This window comes from Streptomyces sp. NPDC052236, from assembly GCF_044548015.1.
In the GTDB taxonomy this organism is placed as follows: Bacteria; Actinomycetota; Actinomycetes; order Streptomycetales; family Streptomycetaceae; genus Streptomyces.
Genome location: NZ_JBIUBL010000012.1, coordinates 216213 through 230190 on the forward strand (window position 1 = coordinate 216213; position 13978 = coordinate 230190).

Below are 13978 nucleotides of genomic sequence, written 5' to 3' on the forward strand. Positions count from 1 at the left end.
TCCGGCGGGTAAGGCGGTCCCGCGTGGAGCGGGCTACTCGCCGCGGATGACGGAGTTCCCGAGGTAGGCGGCCGTGCGCGGCGGCGCGGCGGCAGGTTCGTCGGGGTCGTCCGGCAGGGTGAGCCGTCCGCTCTGGCCGTAGAAGGCCACAGGGTTGCGCCACATGACGTGGTCGACCTGGTCGGGGGTGAAACCGGCCGCGAGCATCGCCTCCGCTGTACGACGGGTGGCCAGCGGGTCGCTTCTCCCCCAGTCGGCGGCCGAGTTGACCAGGATGCGGTCGGTTCCGTGGTCCTTGAGGACCCGCACCATCCGCTGCGGGTCCATCTTGGTGTGCGGGTAGATGGAGAACCCCATCCAGCAGCCCGTGTCAGCGACCTCCGCCACCGTCAGTTCGGTGAGATGGTCGATGAGCACCGATTCGGGTGCGATGCCGACGTCGCGCAGTACCGCGAGCGTGCGGCGGGTGCCGATGGCCTTGTCGCGATGGGGGGTGTGGACCAGGACCGGCAGCCCGTGGTCCATCGCCATCCGCACCTGAGTGACGAGCGCGTGGTCCTCCTCCGGCGTAATGGAGTCGTAGCCGATCTCGCCCACCGCCACTACGGCGTCCTTGTCCAGGTAGCGCGTCAGCAGGTCGAGCACCTCCACGCAGCGGGGGTCATTCGCCTCTTTGGGATTCAGCGCGAGGGTGCAGTGGTGCCGGATGCCGAACTGGGCCGCGCGGAAGGGTTCCCAGCCGAGGAGCGAGTCGAAGTAGTCGGTGAAGCTGGTGGCGCCGGTGCGTGGCTGGCCCAGCCAGAACGCGGGTTCCACGACCGCTCGGATGCCGGCCGCGTGCATGGCCTCGTAGTCGCTGGTGGTGCGAGAGGTCATGTGGATGTGGGGGTCGAAGATGCGCATCAGGCCTCGGAGGAGTGCGGTGAGGGACGGCGTACGGTCCTGGGCGGCGGGGGTCCGGCGAGCGACCGCACGTCGGCGAACACCGGGCGGCCGGCGCTCGTCAGCTCGCGGCCGTACGACCGGGCCATGCGGGCCAGCTCGGCGTCCGCCCGGCGGGACAGACCGGCCACGGCCCGCAGCGGGATCGAACAGTGCAGGCATTTGAGGACGGCCTGCCGCCAGGCGTGCGCCTCCAGGTGCCGGGCCGCGTAGGGGCCGAGGGCGGCGGCCACCAGCCGGAGATCGTTCGTACGCAGGGCGTCGGTCACCAGCGGTACGGCGTGGTCCCCCACGTCCAGCAGGCTGAGCGCGCGCAGCACACCGCGCCGTTCGGTGGCGTCCCCGCCCTGGTAGACGGCCGTGGCCCAGCGGGCCGCGTCGGCGGCGCGTACCGGCACGGCTGCCAGCAGCAGGGCGCGTACGGCGTCGTCGACGGTCCAGGCGAGAGCCTCAGCCGGCGCGGCCGCGGGCAGGCCGTCGGCCGGATGGGCTTCCGGCGCGGCTGCGAGCAGGGTCCGGCCGCACTGGCGGCCCGCCTCCGCGAAGCGGCGGCACAGCGCTGTCTCCGGGTCCGCGGTCACCTGGCTGAGGCCCGTGTCCAGCCACCGGGCGGCGTCCGGTGCGAGGCGCACGCCGAGCGCGGCGCGCAGTCGGTCCACGCTGACCTCCTCGGCATTGCCGACATTGCCGACACTGCCGGCGGTCATGGCACCGTCTCCGGCGTGGAGACCGCCCCCGCCGCGGCCCGCAGGAAGGCCAGGGAGCGCGCGGCGATCCGCGGCGCGGCGTGGCTGTGCCGGGGCAGCTCGACGCTGATCAGCCCCTGGTAGCCGGTCCGGCGCAGCGCTGCGAGGACCGGCGGGAAGTCGATCTCGCCCGCGCCGAACTCCAGGTGTTCGTGCACGCCCTGGCGCATGTCCTCGATCTGGACGTTGACCAGGCGCGGGCCGGCCCGCAGGACGCAGTCGGGCACCGGAGCCGCCTCCAGGCACCGGCAGTGGCCGACGTCCAGGGTCAGGCCGAAGCGCGGCGGGTCGCCCAGCAGCCGGGACAGCCGGTCGTACGCGTCCAGGGTGTCCACCAATATGCCCGGCTCCGGCTCGAAGCCCAGCACGACGCCCCGCCGTTCGGCCTCGTCCAGGGCCCACGCGCAGCCGCTCACGAGCCTGTCCCATGCGGCACGTGCCGGAAGCCGGGGCGGCGCGGCGCCGCTCCACAGGGACACCGCTTCCGCCCCCAGGTCAGCGGCGACCCGCATAGCGAGCCCCAGGTACTCCAGTCTCCGGTCGCGCTCGTCGTCGAGGAGGGTCGGGGCGTGCTTGTGCCAGGTGTCGAGCAGATACCGGGCGCCGGTCTCCACCACCGTGGCCAGCCCGAGTTCGCCGAGTCGACGCGACACGGCGGCGACCCGCCGGGCCAGTCCCGGGGCGAACGGGTCGAGGTGACAGTGATCCAGTGTCAGGGCGACCCCCTGGTAGCCGAGATCGGCCAGTACCGCCAGGGTGTCCGTGAGCCGGTGACCCGCGAACCCGTTGGTTCCGTAGCCGAAGCGGAACCCGGCAGGCCGCTCCGGCACACCGGGAACCGGTGCTGCGGCGGCTGCGTCAGCCACGCCGGTCACGGTTACATCAGCCACGTCAGTCACATCAGTCACGTGGGTGACACCTTCCGGAACAGCCGCCGGGCCGTCGGGACACAGGCGAGCAGCGATGCCGCCACCGACAGTCTTCCGGCCCGCGCGGAGCAGGCGGCCTGGAGCGGGAGCGTGCCGACGATGCCCGCCGTCACCGCCCGCTGGAGGCGGTACGGATCGAGGTGGCCGGCGGTGACCTGGGCGCCGGCGAATCCGGCCGTGTACGCGGCGAGCGCGGTCAGGCCCACCGCCCGGTGCCGCCTGCCGCAGCGCGAGCCACGCGCCGGCCGGGCGGCCAGGGCCACGACACCGCCGGTGGACGCGAGCGTCGCCTTCAGCAGCGGCCCGTCGGCGCCGCGCACCTCACGGCCACTGAGGGCGCAGACGATCAGGGTGTGTGCTCCGAGCACCGCGGCGGCGGGGGCAGCCGCGCGCAGCCGCCCGTACCCGGCGCCCAGCAGCACGTCCAGCACTCGCGCGGTGGCCATCGCGACCGGCCCGGCCACCACGTGGCGCTTGGCGGCGAGGTCGTAGGCCCATACCGTCGCGGCCAGCGGCCCGGCCACCGCCAGTGCCCGCGGGCCTCCGGCGGCCCCCGCCAGGGCGAGTCCCGCCCCGGTCAGTCCGGCGGCCAGCGCGAGCGCGAAGCCGGGTTCGACCTGGCCGGAGGGAATGGGTCGCTCCGGGCGCTCTGTGGCGTCGACATGCCGGTCCGCGTAGTCGTTGAGCGCCATGCCCGCCCAGTACAGGCACACCGACGACAGGCAGAGCACCGGCATGCCCGTGCCGAACGGCCGGCCCGCAGCCGCCGCACCCGCCAGGGTGTCCCCCGGCACGGTGAGCGCGGCGGGTGCCCTGACCAGCTGCACGACCGCCCGGAGTTCCGGCGCCCGGGGCCGCCGGAGGCAGGCCGCCCCCGGTCTCACGCGTGGCCGCCGAGCGCCGCGGCGAAGGAGCGCAAAGCCTGGTACTGGGCGGCCTGGCCGAGCTCGTCGGTTCCGGCGGGGTCCTTGAAGAAGAACCCGAGCGCTCCGAGCGGTCCGGCCAGGCCCGCCGCGTGCGCGGCGGCCGTGAGCCGGGCCAGGTCCAGCACCAGCGGCGCGGCCAGCGCGCTGTCGCAGCCCTGCCAGGTGAACTGCATGCTCATCGGCACGCCGAGAAAGCCCTCGAAGGCCACGTGGTCCCAGGCGGTCTTCCATTCGCCGAGCGACGGCACGCAGTCGATGTGCACCGTTCCCTCGACGCGATCATCCAGCAGGTGTCCCAGCCCGCGCCGCTTGGACATCGTCTTGCTCGCCGCCGGGCCGGGCGCCACCAGCGTCGCGCCGTCGCCGCCGCCCAGCAGGTTCGTACCTGACCAGGCGCGGACCCGAAGCGCCCGCGCGGCGAACATCGGCGCCAGGGCCGACTGCATCAGCGTCTCCCCCGTCTTGGCGTCCCTGCCCGCGTAGGGCAGCCCGCGCTGACGGGCCAGCTCATCCAGCGCCGGGAGCCGGGCCCCCGTGGACGGGGTGAAGTCCACGTACGGGCAGCCTGCCGAGAAGGCGGCATACGCGTAGAGAGAGCTGGGCGGCAGCACGTCTGCCCCGGCGGACAGGGCTTTCTCCAGCGCCGCCAGGTTCTCGTGTTCGGGGCGCGGCCGCACAGGGGCCTCCGTGGAGGCGACGTGGATCACCACCACCCGGGCGAGTTCCAGGCGCTCGCGGAAGTCCACGATGTCGGCCGCCAGCGCCCGCGCCGCCTCCTCTTGGGAGACCGCCGCGCCGCCGGGGCCGCGCCCCCGGCCTTCTCCTCCGACGTACCCTTCGCGGATCTCCTGGTCGGCCGCGGCCAGGTCCTTCTCCAGCGGCTCCAGCAGGCCGGCGGGGAACACCCTCCCGGCGGCCAGCTCCTCTGCCCGGTCGGTCAAGGGAAAACCGTGCAGGTCGTGCCCGCCGAACACCAGGTCGTCCAGCGCCGGCAGGCGGTCACCCGGGAATCCCTCGCACGCGGTGACGCAGCCGGTCAGCTCCGCGAGCCCCGCACGGATCGCCGCGGCACCGACCACGGCGGTGGTCGCCACCGCACCTCGTGCCCCGACCAGCCATACCCCCGTGCGGCGTCCCGTTCGCTGCATACTGCTCTCCCTCGGTGCGTTGATCCTTCGGAATGTGACGCCAATGCCCAGCCCGGGAATTCACCGACAAACGGACGCAACGTGGCCGACTGGCGGGAACACCGTACGAACGCCACTGGACGGAAACGGCACCTCACGCGCCCGTGTCACCCTTGCGCATGACACGGAAAGGCCGGTCGGGCGAATAACTCGTTTGCGCGGTGCCGATTGTGCTACCTCTCCAGTCGGACAGAGAACCCACGCCGTACCGCGTGAGGACGCTGTGCGGTGCTCTCCGATAGCGCCCAGGCGGCTTCTTCCAGAAATCAGGTGAATCCCATGGTCGGAGACCTGCACGAAATGATCCGGAGCCAAGTGCCGGGGTACGAGGAGGAATTCTCGAAATCGCAGCCCAGGCCGGAGCCCGTCACCGCCGACATCGCCGAGGACGAGCGCACCGAGCTGATGCGCCGTCTGGCCGAGTACCAGGAGACGCCCGTCGAGCTGGCGCTGCGGCGCGACGGAGAGACCGTCATCACGCTGGCGGTCTCGTCCGAGAACGTCATCCAGTCCTCCTGACGGTTCCGGCGAGCCCTGAGTCCTCCCGTACGTTCTCGTCCCGCTCGGACTAGGAGAAAAAATGAGCGTCCTTTCTTTTCCACGTATTTACTTCAGGGGTTTGGCGGAGTGGAACCCTGCCCTGGCCAATGGGAACGACGTGTGGCCGGTCGTCGACAGTTCCCGGGCGGAGCTCAACTGGAGTTACCTCGAAGAAGTCGGCAGCGGCATTACCCCGGAAAATGTGCGTGACAAGTTCCCCGAGTGGGCACGGAAGTTGCGCACTGTCGAGGAGAAGAACGCTCAGGGCCAAGTCCGCAGAAGGTGGCAGCAGACGCCGGGACAATGGAATTACTACGGCGGCATGGAGTGGGCGCTGCACACCAGGACCAAGGTCCGCTGGGGACTCCCGACAGAAAACGGTCCGTCCAGGGCCAACACCATCGTAACGGGCATCGGCGACGATGGCCGCTACTCCGAGGACGACGCCTTGGTCACCAAGGCCAAAGAAAATGTCAAGGCCACCGTCAACGTCGTCGGGGACAGATTCCCCGGGAGCACGTTCCACACTCCGGCGCGCATGACAGACAATCCCTTCAACGCCTACTGGGCAACCAACTTCTATCTACGGAAGTTCCAGCTGGGCACCACGTCGGCTCCCGAGCACTTTCTTTCCGGAGAGATCGAGCCGGGCACGTACATGACGTCTCGGTGGCTCAACCTCCAGCGGAACCTCAACGAGGACGGTTATCTGCGGTCCGCCGGCATCGCCGGGGTGGTACTGCAAGCCTGCCTTCCCAAGGAAACGCTCCAGATCAACCCCGGAACTTCCAGTATCCTGCAGAAATTCGACAAGACACTGCGGGAAGATAAAACGGTCAGAGGTCTCATGGTGCGGATCAACGCGCACTCGACCCTGTACTTCAACCTGGATGGATTCCCCACACTTGAGGAGTTCCGCAAAAAGAACAAGGATCACGAAGCCTGGCTCACTGCGATGTACAGACGGATGGTCCAGATGTGGAACGAGGACATCGAAGCAGGGCGGACTCCCAGCCAGAATCCCGCAGTGGCGAAGATCGTCGGCACGGTGGGCCTGTGGCTCGATGACGACTTTCTCACGTCATCGCCGGGCGATCGCATGCTGAGGCCAGAAAACCCCTTCCGCATTGTCGGGCAAAATACCAACAAGATGAAGACGTTCCTCGGGCCGACGTCGGCGAGAAAGACACAAGTGGGCAATGACCACTACATCACCGTTGATCTCGGCAACACCATTCCAGAAATCAACATCAAGGGAGAGAAGTACGATCTGGGCGACCTCACACTCAAGCTGAAGAAGGACAGTGACGATCAGACAACCCTGGCCACAATCAAGAAAGCCGACTACGAACAGAGCCGCTACGAGAAAACTGCCGGCATCGTCGACATCAAACTGCCACAGGACGTCGACATCGACAAGGGCGCCCTGATCCTGCAGGGGACATTGAAAGAAAACGGTCAGTCGAAGGGAATCGTCGACCTCTTGACTGAGTGCCGGTACACCGTGGACACCGACCAGCGCAGTGTCTACATCGAGCAGAACCCCAAGGACCCCCAAGCCCCCCGTAACAAGGTCACCATCACCGTCCACATCAGGGACAGGGGGAAGGTGCCCGATAATAGCGTGAAGATCCGGCTGTGGCAGTACGTGCCGAATCCTTACCCCCCGGCGCCCGGCGCCCACGGCTGGCAGTTGATTTCAAAGGACGCTCCCGGCGTGGTCGAAATCTCCCCGCAGGAAATCACTGTCCCAGGGAAGCAGGGGAAGGCCACCTTCGACGTCATGTTGCCGGAGAAACCCTCTGCGGACGGGTCGATCCAGCCCGCGCCAGGAAACTCGATCATCGTCTTCGCTCCTCATGACGAAGGGTTCCCCGCAGCACCACCAAAGGAACTCACCGCGCCACCGATCCCCGCCCACAATGACGGGACGCTGACCACCGTATGGGCGCCGTTCTGCTCCGTACGGGTGATGCCCTTCGACAACGCCCTTCCAGAAGCGTTCAGGAAGCACTGGAACAGCACCAAGGACCGGGAGAAGGCATGGCAGTTCCTCTACGAGAACGTGCTGTGCATGTTCGACGTGATCTACCCCGTGATGCGGTACAACGCCGGGCTCGATCTGGGCGACCAACTGAGCGTTGAGAAGAACATCGACCTGATCGTGGACTTGGCCGACCCGAAACTGAGGGACCAGGACAACAGCACGGTTTACATGCCCGTGTCCCGCGATCTGTCAGCGGGCAAGCGAGAGGTCCTGATGGAGTACCAGAAGCTCGTCAAGAACGACTGGTCGACATCGGTGACGCTCTAGGGTGCCAAAACACGCCCTGGCGCATCCAGCGTATCCGGTGAAAGAAAGGACCACCCGCCATGGCAGTTACCGTCCAGGAGACCATCAGCGCCCCCAACATCAAAACCATCGAGGAATTGCGCGCGAAGCTGCAGGACGCGGTGGCGTTGGAGTTCGCCACCATCCCCGTCTACCTCACCGGCTGGTGGACCATCAGTGACCGCAAGCGCTACTCGCAGGTTGCCGATCTCATCATGAGTATCGCCATCGCCGAGATGCGGCACATGTGCATCGCGGCAAACGTACTCATCGCCACCGGCGGACAGCCGGACTTCCGCAGTGCCGCTCCGAGCTATCCGTGCGCGCTGCCGAATCTGGACAAAACAAAGAAGGTCGAACTCTGCGCGTACGGGGACGAATTCATCAGGACGGGCTTGTTCATTGAGGAGCCCTCACCGCTCCCTCCCGCGTGCGGCACAAAAATCGAGGGTGAGATCGCGGAAGATGTGACGGTGACCGAGATCGACGGGAGTCACTTCTTCGACTTCGGCGGGGTGCGGTATCAGCGGCTGGCGCCGGGGTACGGCTCGATTGGCCTGTTCTACACGGACATCGTGGAGAGCATCCAAGAGCTGAACAAGCAGTACGGACACGATTACGTCTTCCCGGACGACGCGTCCGGGCAGAATCAGTACACCAGCTTCGGGGGCCAGGACGACATCAGGGTTTCCAATATCGATGATGCCGTCACGCTGCTCAACGACATCATCGAGGAAGGCGAGGGCGACAAGACGCGGGTGTGGGACCAGAACGGAGAACTCACCCATTACTACGCGTTCGACCAGCTGCGCAAGAAGAAGAAGTACGTGCGGGGCAAGGACAACGCTCCGTGCCAACCCTCGAAGACCTTCAACGAAGTGCCTCTCCCCAGCGGTGTTGTGCCGATCCCGAAGAACCCGAGCGTGTCGATGTACTCGGGCGTGGCCAAGGAGCGTGCCATGGAGTTCAACAGCTTCTACGGGAAGATCGTCGAAAACCTGCACGTCGGCTTCAACGGCCACCCGGGGCAGGTGGACAACGCCATCGGAATGATGCACCAGCTTGACGGATACGCCCAGCGCGTCCTCTCCGTCAAACTGGTGGACGGCCCCGGAAAGGACAAGTTCGCGGCCCCGACCTTCGAACTGCCGCAGCGCCCTCAGTAGCGAGTCCGGCGTTCGAGCCCTTGGCGGCGCACTTCTGTTTATGCCGTCGGCTGGGCGTTCTCGGGTTTCTTCAGTCCCTTCGGGTCTTTCCGAGAACGCCCAGTCGGCTTTCAGCAGCTCAGGAGCCTCTGTGCGATCATTGGAAGGATGACCCTGGGGAGGGGCCAAAGTGGTGCTCGATGCAAGGAGTTCAGTGTGAGCACGGGTGGGGAGCGGAGCGGTTCATCCGTGCCTGACGAGGAGTGGGACCAGTTCCTGCGGGATTCGGTGGACGGCGTGGCGGATGCGCCCAAGGAACCGTCGGCGCGAGCCCGAGTCGTGACGCGGCGGCTGCGTGAGGAGCCCGCGAAGGCAGAGGCATGGCGCGCGTACCCGCCGGCCCGGCCCGGGCGGAGGAAAGGCTGGTATGCGGTCGGGCTGCTGGCCACGCTGGCTTTGCTGGTAGTGGCGCTGGATCCGGGGCGAGTGACCGGATGGTTCGGTGGTGACGGCCAGGCCGGGGAGCCGCTGGCCATGGAGTCGGAGCGCCCGGACCAACCGCCCCCCATGAAGGCAGCCCAACGGCCCACGCTTGACGAACCGTTCAAGGGGTCGCCTGCGGCGCGCTGGGCGAGCGGCACGGCCGGGATCACGGTACCCGCGGCCAGAGCGACCGGGTGGATGAGTACGGCGCAAGTGGCACGGGCTCTCGCGCAGACCCGGGACTTCCTCACCGCGTCCAGCCTGGATCCGGGGGTGCTGCGGAGTGAGCACCCTGGAAAGGCGATCGCCCTGATCAACCCGCATCAGCAGGACGTCCAGGACTTTCTGACGGCTGCGTTCCGCACGCCGAGCAAAGAGAACGACCCGCTGCTGCTCTTCAGCCGGTTCGAGAAGTCGCACGCGCGCGTTGTCGGGGACGTGGTCAAAACCCGGGGCCGGATCACGTATGGGGAGGGCGAGCGCGGCGCCCTCCAGGTGACCACCGATGTCACATATGTGTATCCGCTCGCGCGGGCGGCGGCGGGCAGCGACGAGGTCGCGCGCACGATCGTGCGACGCGAGGTGGTGTTGAGCTGGGACGACCCCGCCAAGGTGATCACCGAGCCGGGAACCTTCTCCCTCGTCTCGTACAAGGTCGACATGACCAACGGCGGCTGCAACAACGTCACCGGCTACCTCACTCCGGAGTTCGGTGCCGAACGGCCGGCCATCGGCGCGGGCGACGGCGCCGAGGTCGACCCCTACGACCGCAGCTCGTCGATGGCCCAGCGAATGGAGGCCGCGGACGAGGGGTGCGGAACGGCGACGCGGTCGTAAGGCGTCGGTCCGGGTGCTCCGGTTCGCAGCCGATGCCGCACGACGGGATACTCGTACGCGCCTCGATGAGCCTTCTCACATGTTGATCATGTGCCCTGCGAGGCCGTGCACGGCCTCCTTGACGGCCTCGCCCAGAGTCGGGTGGGCATGGACGTTGCGGGCCACCTCGTGGACGGTGAGGTCCCACTGCTGGGCCAGGGTCAGTTCGGGGAGGAGTTCGGTGACGTCCGGGCCGATCAGGTGGCCACCGATCAGCTCGCCGTACCTGGCGTCGCTGATGAGCTTCACGAAGCCCGTGGTGTCGCCCAGGCCGTGCGACTTGCCGTTGGCGGTGAAGGGGAACTTCGCCACCTTCACGTCGTGGCCGAGGTCGCGGGCCTGGGCCTCGGTGTAGCCGAAGCTGGCGATCTGGGGCTGGCAGAAGGTCGCGCGCGGGATCATCGCGTAGTCGAGCTCCATGGTCTCCGCGTCCGCGAGGGTCTCGGCGGCGATGACGCCCATCGCCTCGGCCGCGTGCGCGAGCATCAGTTTCGCGGTGACGTCGCCGATGGCGTAGATGTGCGGGACGGAGGTGCGGCAGCGCCCGTCGACGTCGATGGCGCCGCGCTCGGTGACCGTCGCGCCGGTGTTCTCCAGGCCGTAACCGGTCACGTTCGGGGCGAAGCCGATCGCCTGGAGCACCTTGTCGGCCTCCAGAACCTGCTGGTTGCCGTCCTTGCCGGTGACCGTGACGCGGACCTGCGGGCCGGACTCGTCGATCGACTCGACCCGGGTGGAGGTGAGCACGTCGATGCCCAGCTTGCGGTACTGGCGGGCGAGTTCGGCGGATACGTCGGCGTCCTCCAGGGGTGCGACCCGGTCCAGGAACTCCACGATCGTGACCTTCACGCCGTAGTTGTGCAGGACATAGGCGAACTCGACGCCGATCGCGCCGGCGCCCGCGATCACAATCGACTGCGGGAGGTCCTCAGCCAGGATCTGCTCCTCGTACGTCACCACGCGGGAGGTGCGGCGGGTGCCGGGCAGCAGCTTCGGCGTCGCGCCGGTGGCGATGACGCAGTGGTCGAACCCGATCGTCTGCGTCGAGCCGTCGAAAAGGGCCACGTCGAGCGTGTGCGGGTCGCGGAACGTGCCGCGCCCGCTGATCTCCGTGATCTTGTTCTTCTTCATCAGGTAGTGGACGCCCTTGACCCGGCCGTCCGCCACCTTGCGACTGCGCCGGAACGCCTCGCCGTAGTCGAAGGACACCTGCCCCTCGACCTTGATGCCGAAGGTCTTCGCCTCGCGAGTGAAGATATGCGCCAGCTCGGCGTTGCGCAGCAGGGCCTTGGTGGGGATGCAGCCGACGTTCAGGCAGACGCCACCCCAGTACTTCTCTTCGACGACCGCGACGCGCTTGCCGAGCTGTGCGGCGCGGACGGCGGCGACATATCCGCCGGGGCCCGCTCCGAGGACGACGACGTCGAAGTGCTCGCCCTGCTCATTCATGGAAGGTTCCTTTCTGATGGGGCGGCCGACCCCGTACGAGGGCCGACGCACTCCCGGTCGAACGGCTTGTTCATCACTTCAGCGGCGGCTACCCGGCCGTCCTCCGCCAGCATGCTCCATCGGCCGGGGCGGCCCGGCACACCGGTCGCGGTGACCTGAGTCACGCCCTGGGCCCCGGCGAGGGCAAGCGTGGGACTTCCACGACATGCCCCTGGCCATGAGGGCGGGCGCCTTGGAGGACGACGCCCGCTCCCCACGTCGGAGCGGGGCGGGGACGCGCGAGGCCAGGTCCAGGGCGATGTCGGTGATCACGTCCTCCTGTCCGCCGACCATGCCGCGCCGCCCGGCCTCGACCAGTACGGAGCGGGTGTCCAGGCCGTAGCGGGCCGCGGCGGCCTCGGCGTGGCGTAGGAAGCTGGAAGCCGGTGTGCGCTACGGCAAGGCACAGCTCGCCCTGCGGAGCGTGAGCCTCCAGGTGCCGGAACGGCGGCCGTCACGGTGCTGGGCGCCAATGGAGCCGGCAAGTCCACGCTGATGCGTGCCCTGTCGGGGAACAGGTCAGCGCCGATCCACAAGTGATCCGCGCCTACCTCGGGCCGACGACACAACCTCTGCGGAGCACGTATGACACGCCTGTTGGAACTGCTTGCCGTGGGGTTGTCACTGGGCACGCTCTACGCGCTCATCGCCTGGGCTTCGTGGTCATCTACAAGGGCACCCGGGTCGTCAACTTCGCCCAGGGCTCGCTGCTGGTACTCGGCGCCTATACGGTGGCCCGGCTCGCCCCTTCCCTCGGTTTCTGGGCGGCGGCGGGCGCGGGGATCGCGGTGACGGTCGCCAAAGCCCTGCTGATCCGGCTGCTGCTGACCCGCGCCCGCGGTCACGACCACATGGCGCTGGCCATCGCCACCATCGGCATCCTGCTGATCACCGAGCCACACCGGCTGGGGCGTGGCGATGCGCGCCGCGTCGGCCGACCCCGAGGCCGCCTCGCCCATGGGTATCCGGCTCAGCCGGGTGGCCACGGTCTCCTGGCTGATCGGTGGGGCACTGGCCGCCGGGGCGGGCGTCTTCATGTCGACGTTCCCGACCGCCGGTCTGGACAGCCACTCGGGCCCACCCGTACTCGCCCGCTGATGACATACAGGTGCTCCAGCGTGCCCACCGGGTGGGCCTCCGACCGACCGCCGGGCGACTGCTGTCCGGCCGGGATGCGGATCAGGTAGTTCTCGATCACACCGGAGCCATAGACATGGTCCAGCGACCGGCTCGCATACCCGCCGTGCGTCTGCCAGACCACGTCGTCGGCCCGCTGTACGGTCATCACCTGCTCCCGCTCGGCCACCAGCCGGGTCACCGGCACGCTGAGCGCGGTGGCGATGGCGATGGCGATGGCGAACAGGGTGTCCACGGTGGGATTGCCGGTGCCCTGCTCCAGCTTCGACAGCGTCTGCTTGGCCAGGCCCGCCTGCCGGGCCGGCTCGGCGAGGGACAGGCCCCGCTGCTCCCGGAAGATGCGTATGGTGCGCGCGACCACGGCGTTTCCTGTTGACACCTCACCACTCCAGTTACCGCACCTGGCGACGTCTACTCAAGGGCGAACGCCGCGACGCCCGGCGCCGCGGTGGCCGTTGTCCGGGGTCAGTAGTCGAGGCTCGCGTACCAGTCGCCGCGGCCCTGCGGGGTCAGGTCGAGGAGGTGCCACACGGGTGCCAGGAGGTCGATGCCGCGCTCGTCGATGTCGTCGGCCATGCGTGGGTGGGTGGAGTAGAAATGGCGGATCGTGCCGTCGCCGTCGCGGGTGAAGACGGAGATGGTGGAGTCCTGTTCGCCGTCCTTGTCCTCGCTGCCCAAGTCGTACTTGAACGTGCTGTCGCCGCAGCTCAGGAGCCGTAGCCGGTGCCAGCCGCGGTTGCGGGCGTGCTGCCGCAGGGCGGGCGGGTCGGCGGCCGCGGCGACGGCGAAGTCGGCGTTGCGGGCGATGTGGTGGGCGATGCCGTTGAAGCCGTCGATCCACAGGGTGCACATCGGGCAGGGGACGGTCTGCAGCTTGCCGTACATGAAGTGGTAGACGATCAGCGGGCGGTCGGGGGCGGTGAACAACCCGCTCAGGGTGACCTCGCGGACAGGTGTGTCGCCGGCGTCGAGGCCGGCGGGGCCCTCGATGAAGACGTAGTCGTCGACGGGCGGCCCCTGCGGGAGTGCCCGCCGCTGGGCCGCGACCTTCTCGCGGTGGCGCATGAGGTCGATCTCGGCCAGGCGCAGCTCTTCGCGGGCGGCGAGGTAGCCCGCTGATTCCCCGGCCAGTCTGGTGTACCGCAACATCGCGTCCTCCTGGGGTGGCCATCCCCCCGGTCCCCGGTCCCCGAACCGGTCCTTCAAGTCTATGGCGGCTCCACGCCCGACAGCTCGTCCGACACTCC

At 68.4% G+C, this 13978-nt stretch carries 14 protein-coding genes and 2 pseudogenes; 7 read left to right on the top strand and 9 right to left on the bottom strand.

The window, feature by feature from the left end:
* Positions 1–33: 33 nt before the first annotated feature.
* Genes ACIHCQ_RS21455 through ACIHCQ_RS21475 form a run of 5 tightly spaced genes read right to left on the bottom strand, consistent with a single transcriptional unit; the run spans position 34 to position 4691 of the window.
* Positions 34–903: a TatD family hydrolase gene (locus ACIHCQ_RS21455; RefSeq protein WP_399664382.1), complete on the bottom strand. Its 870-nt coding sequence runs from the start codon at positions 901–903 to the stop codon at positions 34–36.
* The gene (locus ACIHCQ_RS21460; RefSeq protein ID WP_399664385.1) at positions 903–1649 is read right to left on the bottom strand and encodes an EboA domain-containing protein; all 747 of its coding nucleotides are present in this window, start codon (positions 1647–1649) and stop codon (positions 903–905) included. Before ACIHCQ_RS21460 ends, ACIHCQ_RS21455 begins: the two co-directional genes overlap by 1 nt.
* The gene (locus ACIHCQ_RS21465) at positions 1646–2554 is read right to left on the bottom strand and encodes a sugar phosphate isomerase/epimerase family protein (protein ID WP_399664388.1); all 909 of its coding nucleotides are present in this window, start codon (positions 2552–2554) and stop codon (positions 1646–1648) included. Before ACIHCQ_RS21465 ends, ACIHCQ_RS21460 begins: the two co-directional genes overlap by 4 nt.
* Before the next feature lie 38 nt (positions 2555–2592).
* Positions 2593–3444: an SCO3242 family prenyltransferase gene (locus tag ACIHCQ_RS21470; RefSeq protein WP_399664391.1), complete on the bottom strand. Its 852-nt coding sequence runs from the start codon at positions 3442–3444 to the stop codon at positions 2593–2595.
* 53 nt (positions 3445–3497) lie between these two features.
* Positions 3498–4691, bottom strand: a complete 1194-nt coding sequence (locus tag ACIHCQ_RS21475) for an inositol-3-phosphate synthase (protein WP_399664394.1) — start codon at positions 4689–4691, stop codon at positions 3498–3500.
* Between the two features lie 318 nt (positions 4692–5009).
* On the opposite strand from ACIHCQ_RS21475, the gene ACIHCQ_RS21480 reads away from it, so the two are divergent.
* The 4 genes from ACIHCQ_RS21480 (at position 5010) to ACIHCQ_RS21495 (ending at position 10067) form a co-directional block, all read left to right on the top strand.
* Positions 5010–5249: a hypothetical protein gene (locus ACIHCQ_RS21480; protein WP_399664397.1), complete on the top strand. Its 240-nt coding sequence runs from the start codon at positions 5010–5012 to the stop codon at positions 5247–5249.
* Between the two features lie 61 nt (positions 5250–5310).
* The gene (locus ACIHCQ_RS21485; RefSeq protein WP_399664400.1) at positions 5311–7584 is read left to right on the top strand and encodes a hypothetical protein; all 2274 of its coding nucleotides are present in this window, start codon (positions 5311–5313) and stop codon (positions 7582–7584) included.
* Between the two features lie 59 nt (positions 7585–7643).
* On the top strand, positions 7644–8768 hold the full coding sequence (locus ACIHCQ_RS21490; RefSeq protein ID WP_399664403.1) for a ferritin-like protein: 1125 nt from the start codon (positions 7644–7646) through the stop codon (positions 8766–8768).
* Between the two features lie 195 nt (positions 8769–8963).
* Positions 8964–10067, top strand: coding sequence for a hypothetical protein (locus ACIHCQ_RS21495; protein WP_399664406.1), 1104 nt, complete (start codon positions 8964–8966; stop codon positions 10065–10067).
* A 75-nt stretch (positions 10068–10142) separates the two neighbouring features.
* Here the strand turns inward: ACIHCQ_RS21495 and lpdA are convergent, their stop codons facing one another.
* Both lpdA and ACIHCQ_RS21505 read right to left on the bottom strand, forming a co-directional pair.
* A complete protein-coding gene (lpdA, locus tag ACIHCQ_RS21500) occupies positions 10143–11555 on the bottom strand; it encodes a dihydrolipoyl dehydrogenase (RefSeq protein WP_399664409.1) in 1413 nt (470 codons plus the stop codon).
* A 279-nt stretch (positions 11556–11834) separates the two neighbouring features.
* Positions 11835–11975 (bottom strand): annotated as a pseudogene (locus ACIHCQ_RS21505) (4-hydroxy-2-oxovalerate aldolase); the annotation flags it as partial.
* A 78-nt stretch (positions 11976–12053) separates the two neighbouring features.
* On the opposite strand from ACIHCQ_RS21505, the gene ACIHCQ_RS21510 reads away from it, so the two are divergent.
* The 3 genes and pseudogenes from ACIHCQ_RS21510 (at position 12054) to ACIHCQ_RS21520 (ending at position 12692) form a co-directional block, all read left to right on the top strand.
* Positions 12054–12134: an ATP-binding cassette domain-containing protein gene (locus ACIHCQ_RS21510; RefSeq protein WP_399664529.1), complete on the top strand. Its 81-nt coding sequence runs from the start codon at positions 12054–12056 to the stop codon at positions 12132–12134.
* 119 nt (positions 12135–12253) lie between these two features.
* Positions 12254–12415: pseudogene (locus ACIHCQ_RS21515) on the top strand (branched-chain amino acid ABC transporter permease); the annotation flags it as partial.
* A gap of 136 nt (positions 12416–12551) precedes the next feature.
* On the top strand, positions 12552–12692 hold the full coding sequence (locus tag ACIHCQ_RS21520; protein WP_399664532.1) for a hypothetical protein: 141 nt from the start codon (positions 12552–12554) through the stop codon (positions 12690–12692).
* Here the strand turns inward: ACIHCQ_RS21520 and ACIHCQ_RS21525 are convergent.
* Positions 12628–13092 carry a helix-turn-helix domain-containing protein gene (locus ACIHCQ_RS21525; RefSeq protein ID WP_399664413.1) on the bottom strand — a complete coding sequence of 155 codons (465 nt, stop codon included), beginning with the start codon at positions 13090–13092 and terminating at the stop codon, positions 12628–12630. The genes ACIHCQ_RS21520 and ACIHCQ_RS21525 overlap by 65 nt on opposite strands.
* Positions 13093–13196: 104 nt before the next feature.
* Entirely contained in the window at positions 13197–13880 is a 684-nt protein-coding gene (locus ACIHCQ_RS21530; protein WP_399664416.1) for a DUF899 family protein, read from the bottom strand.
* Between the last annotated feature and the right edge of the window lie 98 nt (positions 13881–13978).

Excerpts from the sequence above, each read along its gene's own strand:
- ACIHCQ_RS21520 (WP_399664532.1), top strand. The coding sequence starts at position 12,552 with ATGGGTATCCGGCTCAGCCGGGTGGCCACGGTCTCCTGGCTGATCGGT.
- ACIHCQ_RS21485 (WP_399664400.1), top strand. The coding sequence starts at position 5,311 with ATGAGCGTCCTTTCTTTTCCACGTATTTACTTCAGGGGTTTGGCGGAG.
- ACIHCQ_RS21530 (WP_399664416.1), bottom strand. The coding sequence starts at position 13,880 with ATGTTGCGGTACACCAGACTGGCCGGGGAATCAGCGGGCTACCTCGCC.
- lpdA (WP_399664409.1), bottom strand. The coding sequence starts at position 11,555 with ATGAATGAGCAGGGCGAGCACTTCGACGTCGTCGTCCTCGGAGCGGGC.
- ACIHCQ_RS21480 (WP_399664397.1), top strand. The coding sequence starts at position 5,010 with ATGGTCGGAGACCTGCACGAAATGATCCGGAGCCAAGTGCCGGGGTAC.
- ACIHCQ_RS21460 (WP_399664385.1), bottom strand. The coding sequence starts at position 1,649 with ATGACCGCCGGCAGTGTCGGCAATGTCGGCAATGCCGAGGAGGTCAGC.
- ACIHCQ_RS21490 (WP_399664403.1), top strand. The coding sequence starts at position 7,644 with ATGGCAGTTACCGTCCAGGAGACCATCAGCGCCCCCAACATCAAAACC.
- ACIHCQ_RS21475 (WP_399664394.1), bottom strand. The coding sequence starts at position 4,691 with ATGCAGCGAACGGGACGCCGCACGGGGGTATGGCTGGTCGGGGCACGA.
- ACIHCQ_RS21455 (WP_399664382.1), bottom strand. The coding sequence starts at position 903 with ATGCGCATCTTCGACCCCCACATCCACATGACCTCTCGCACCACCAGC.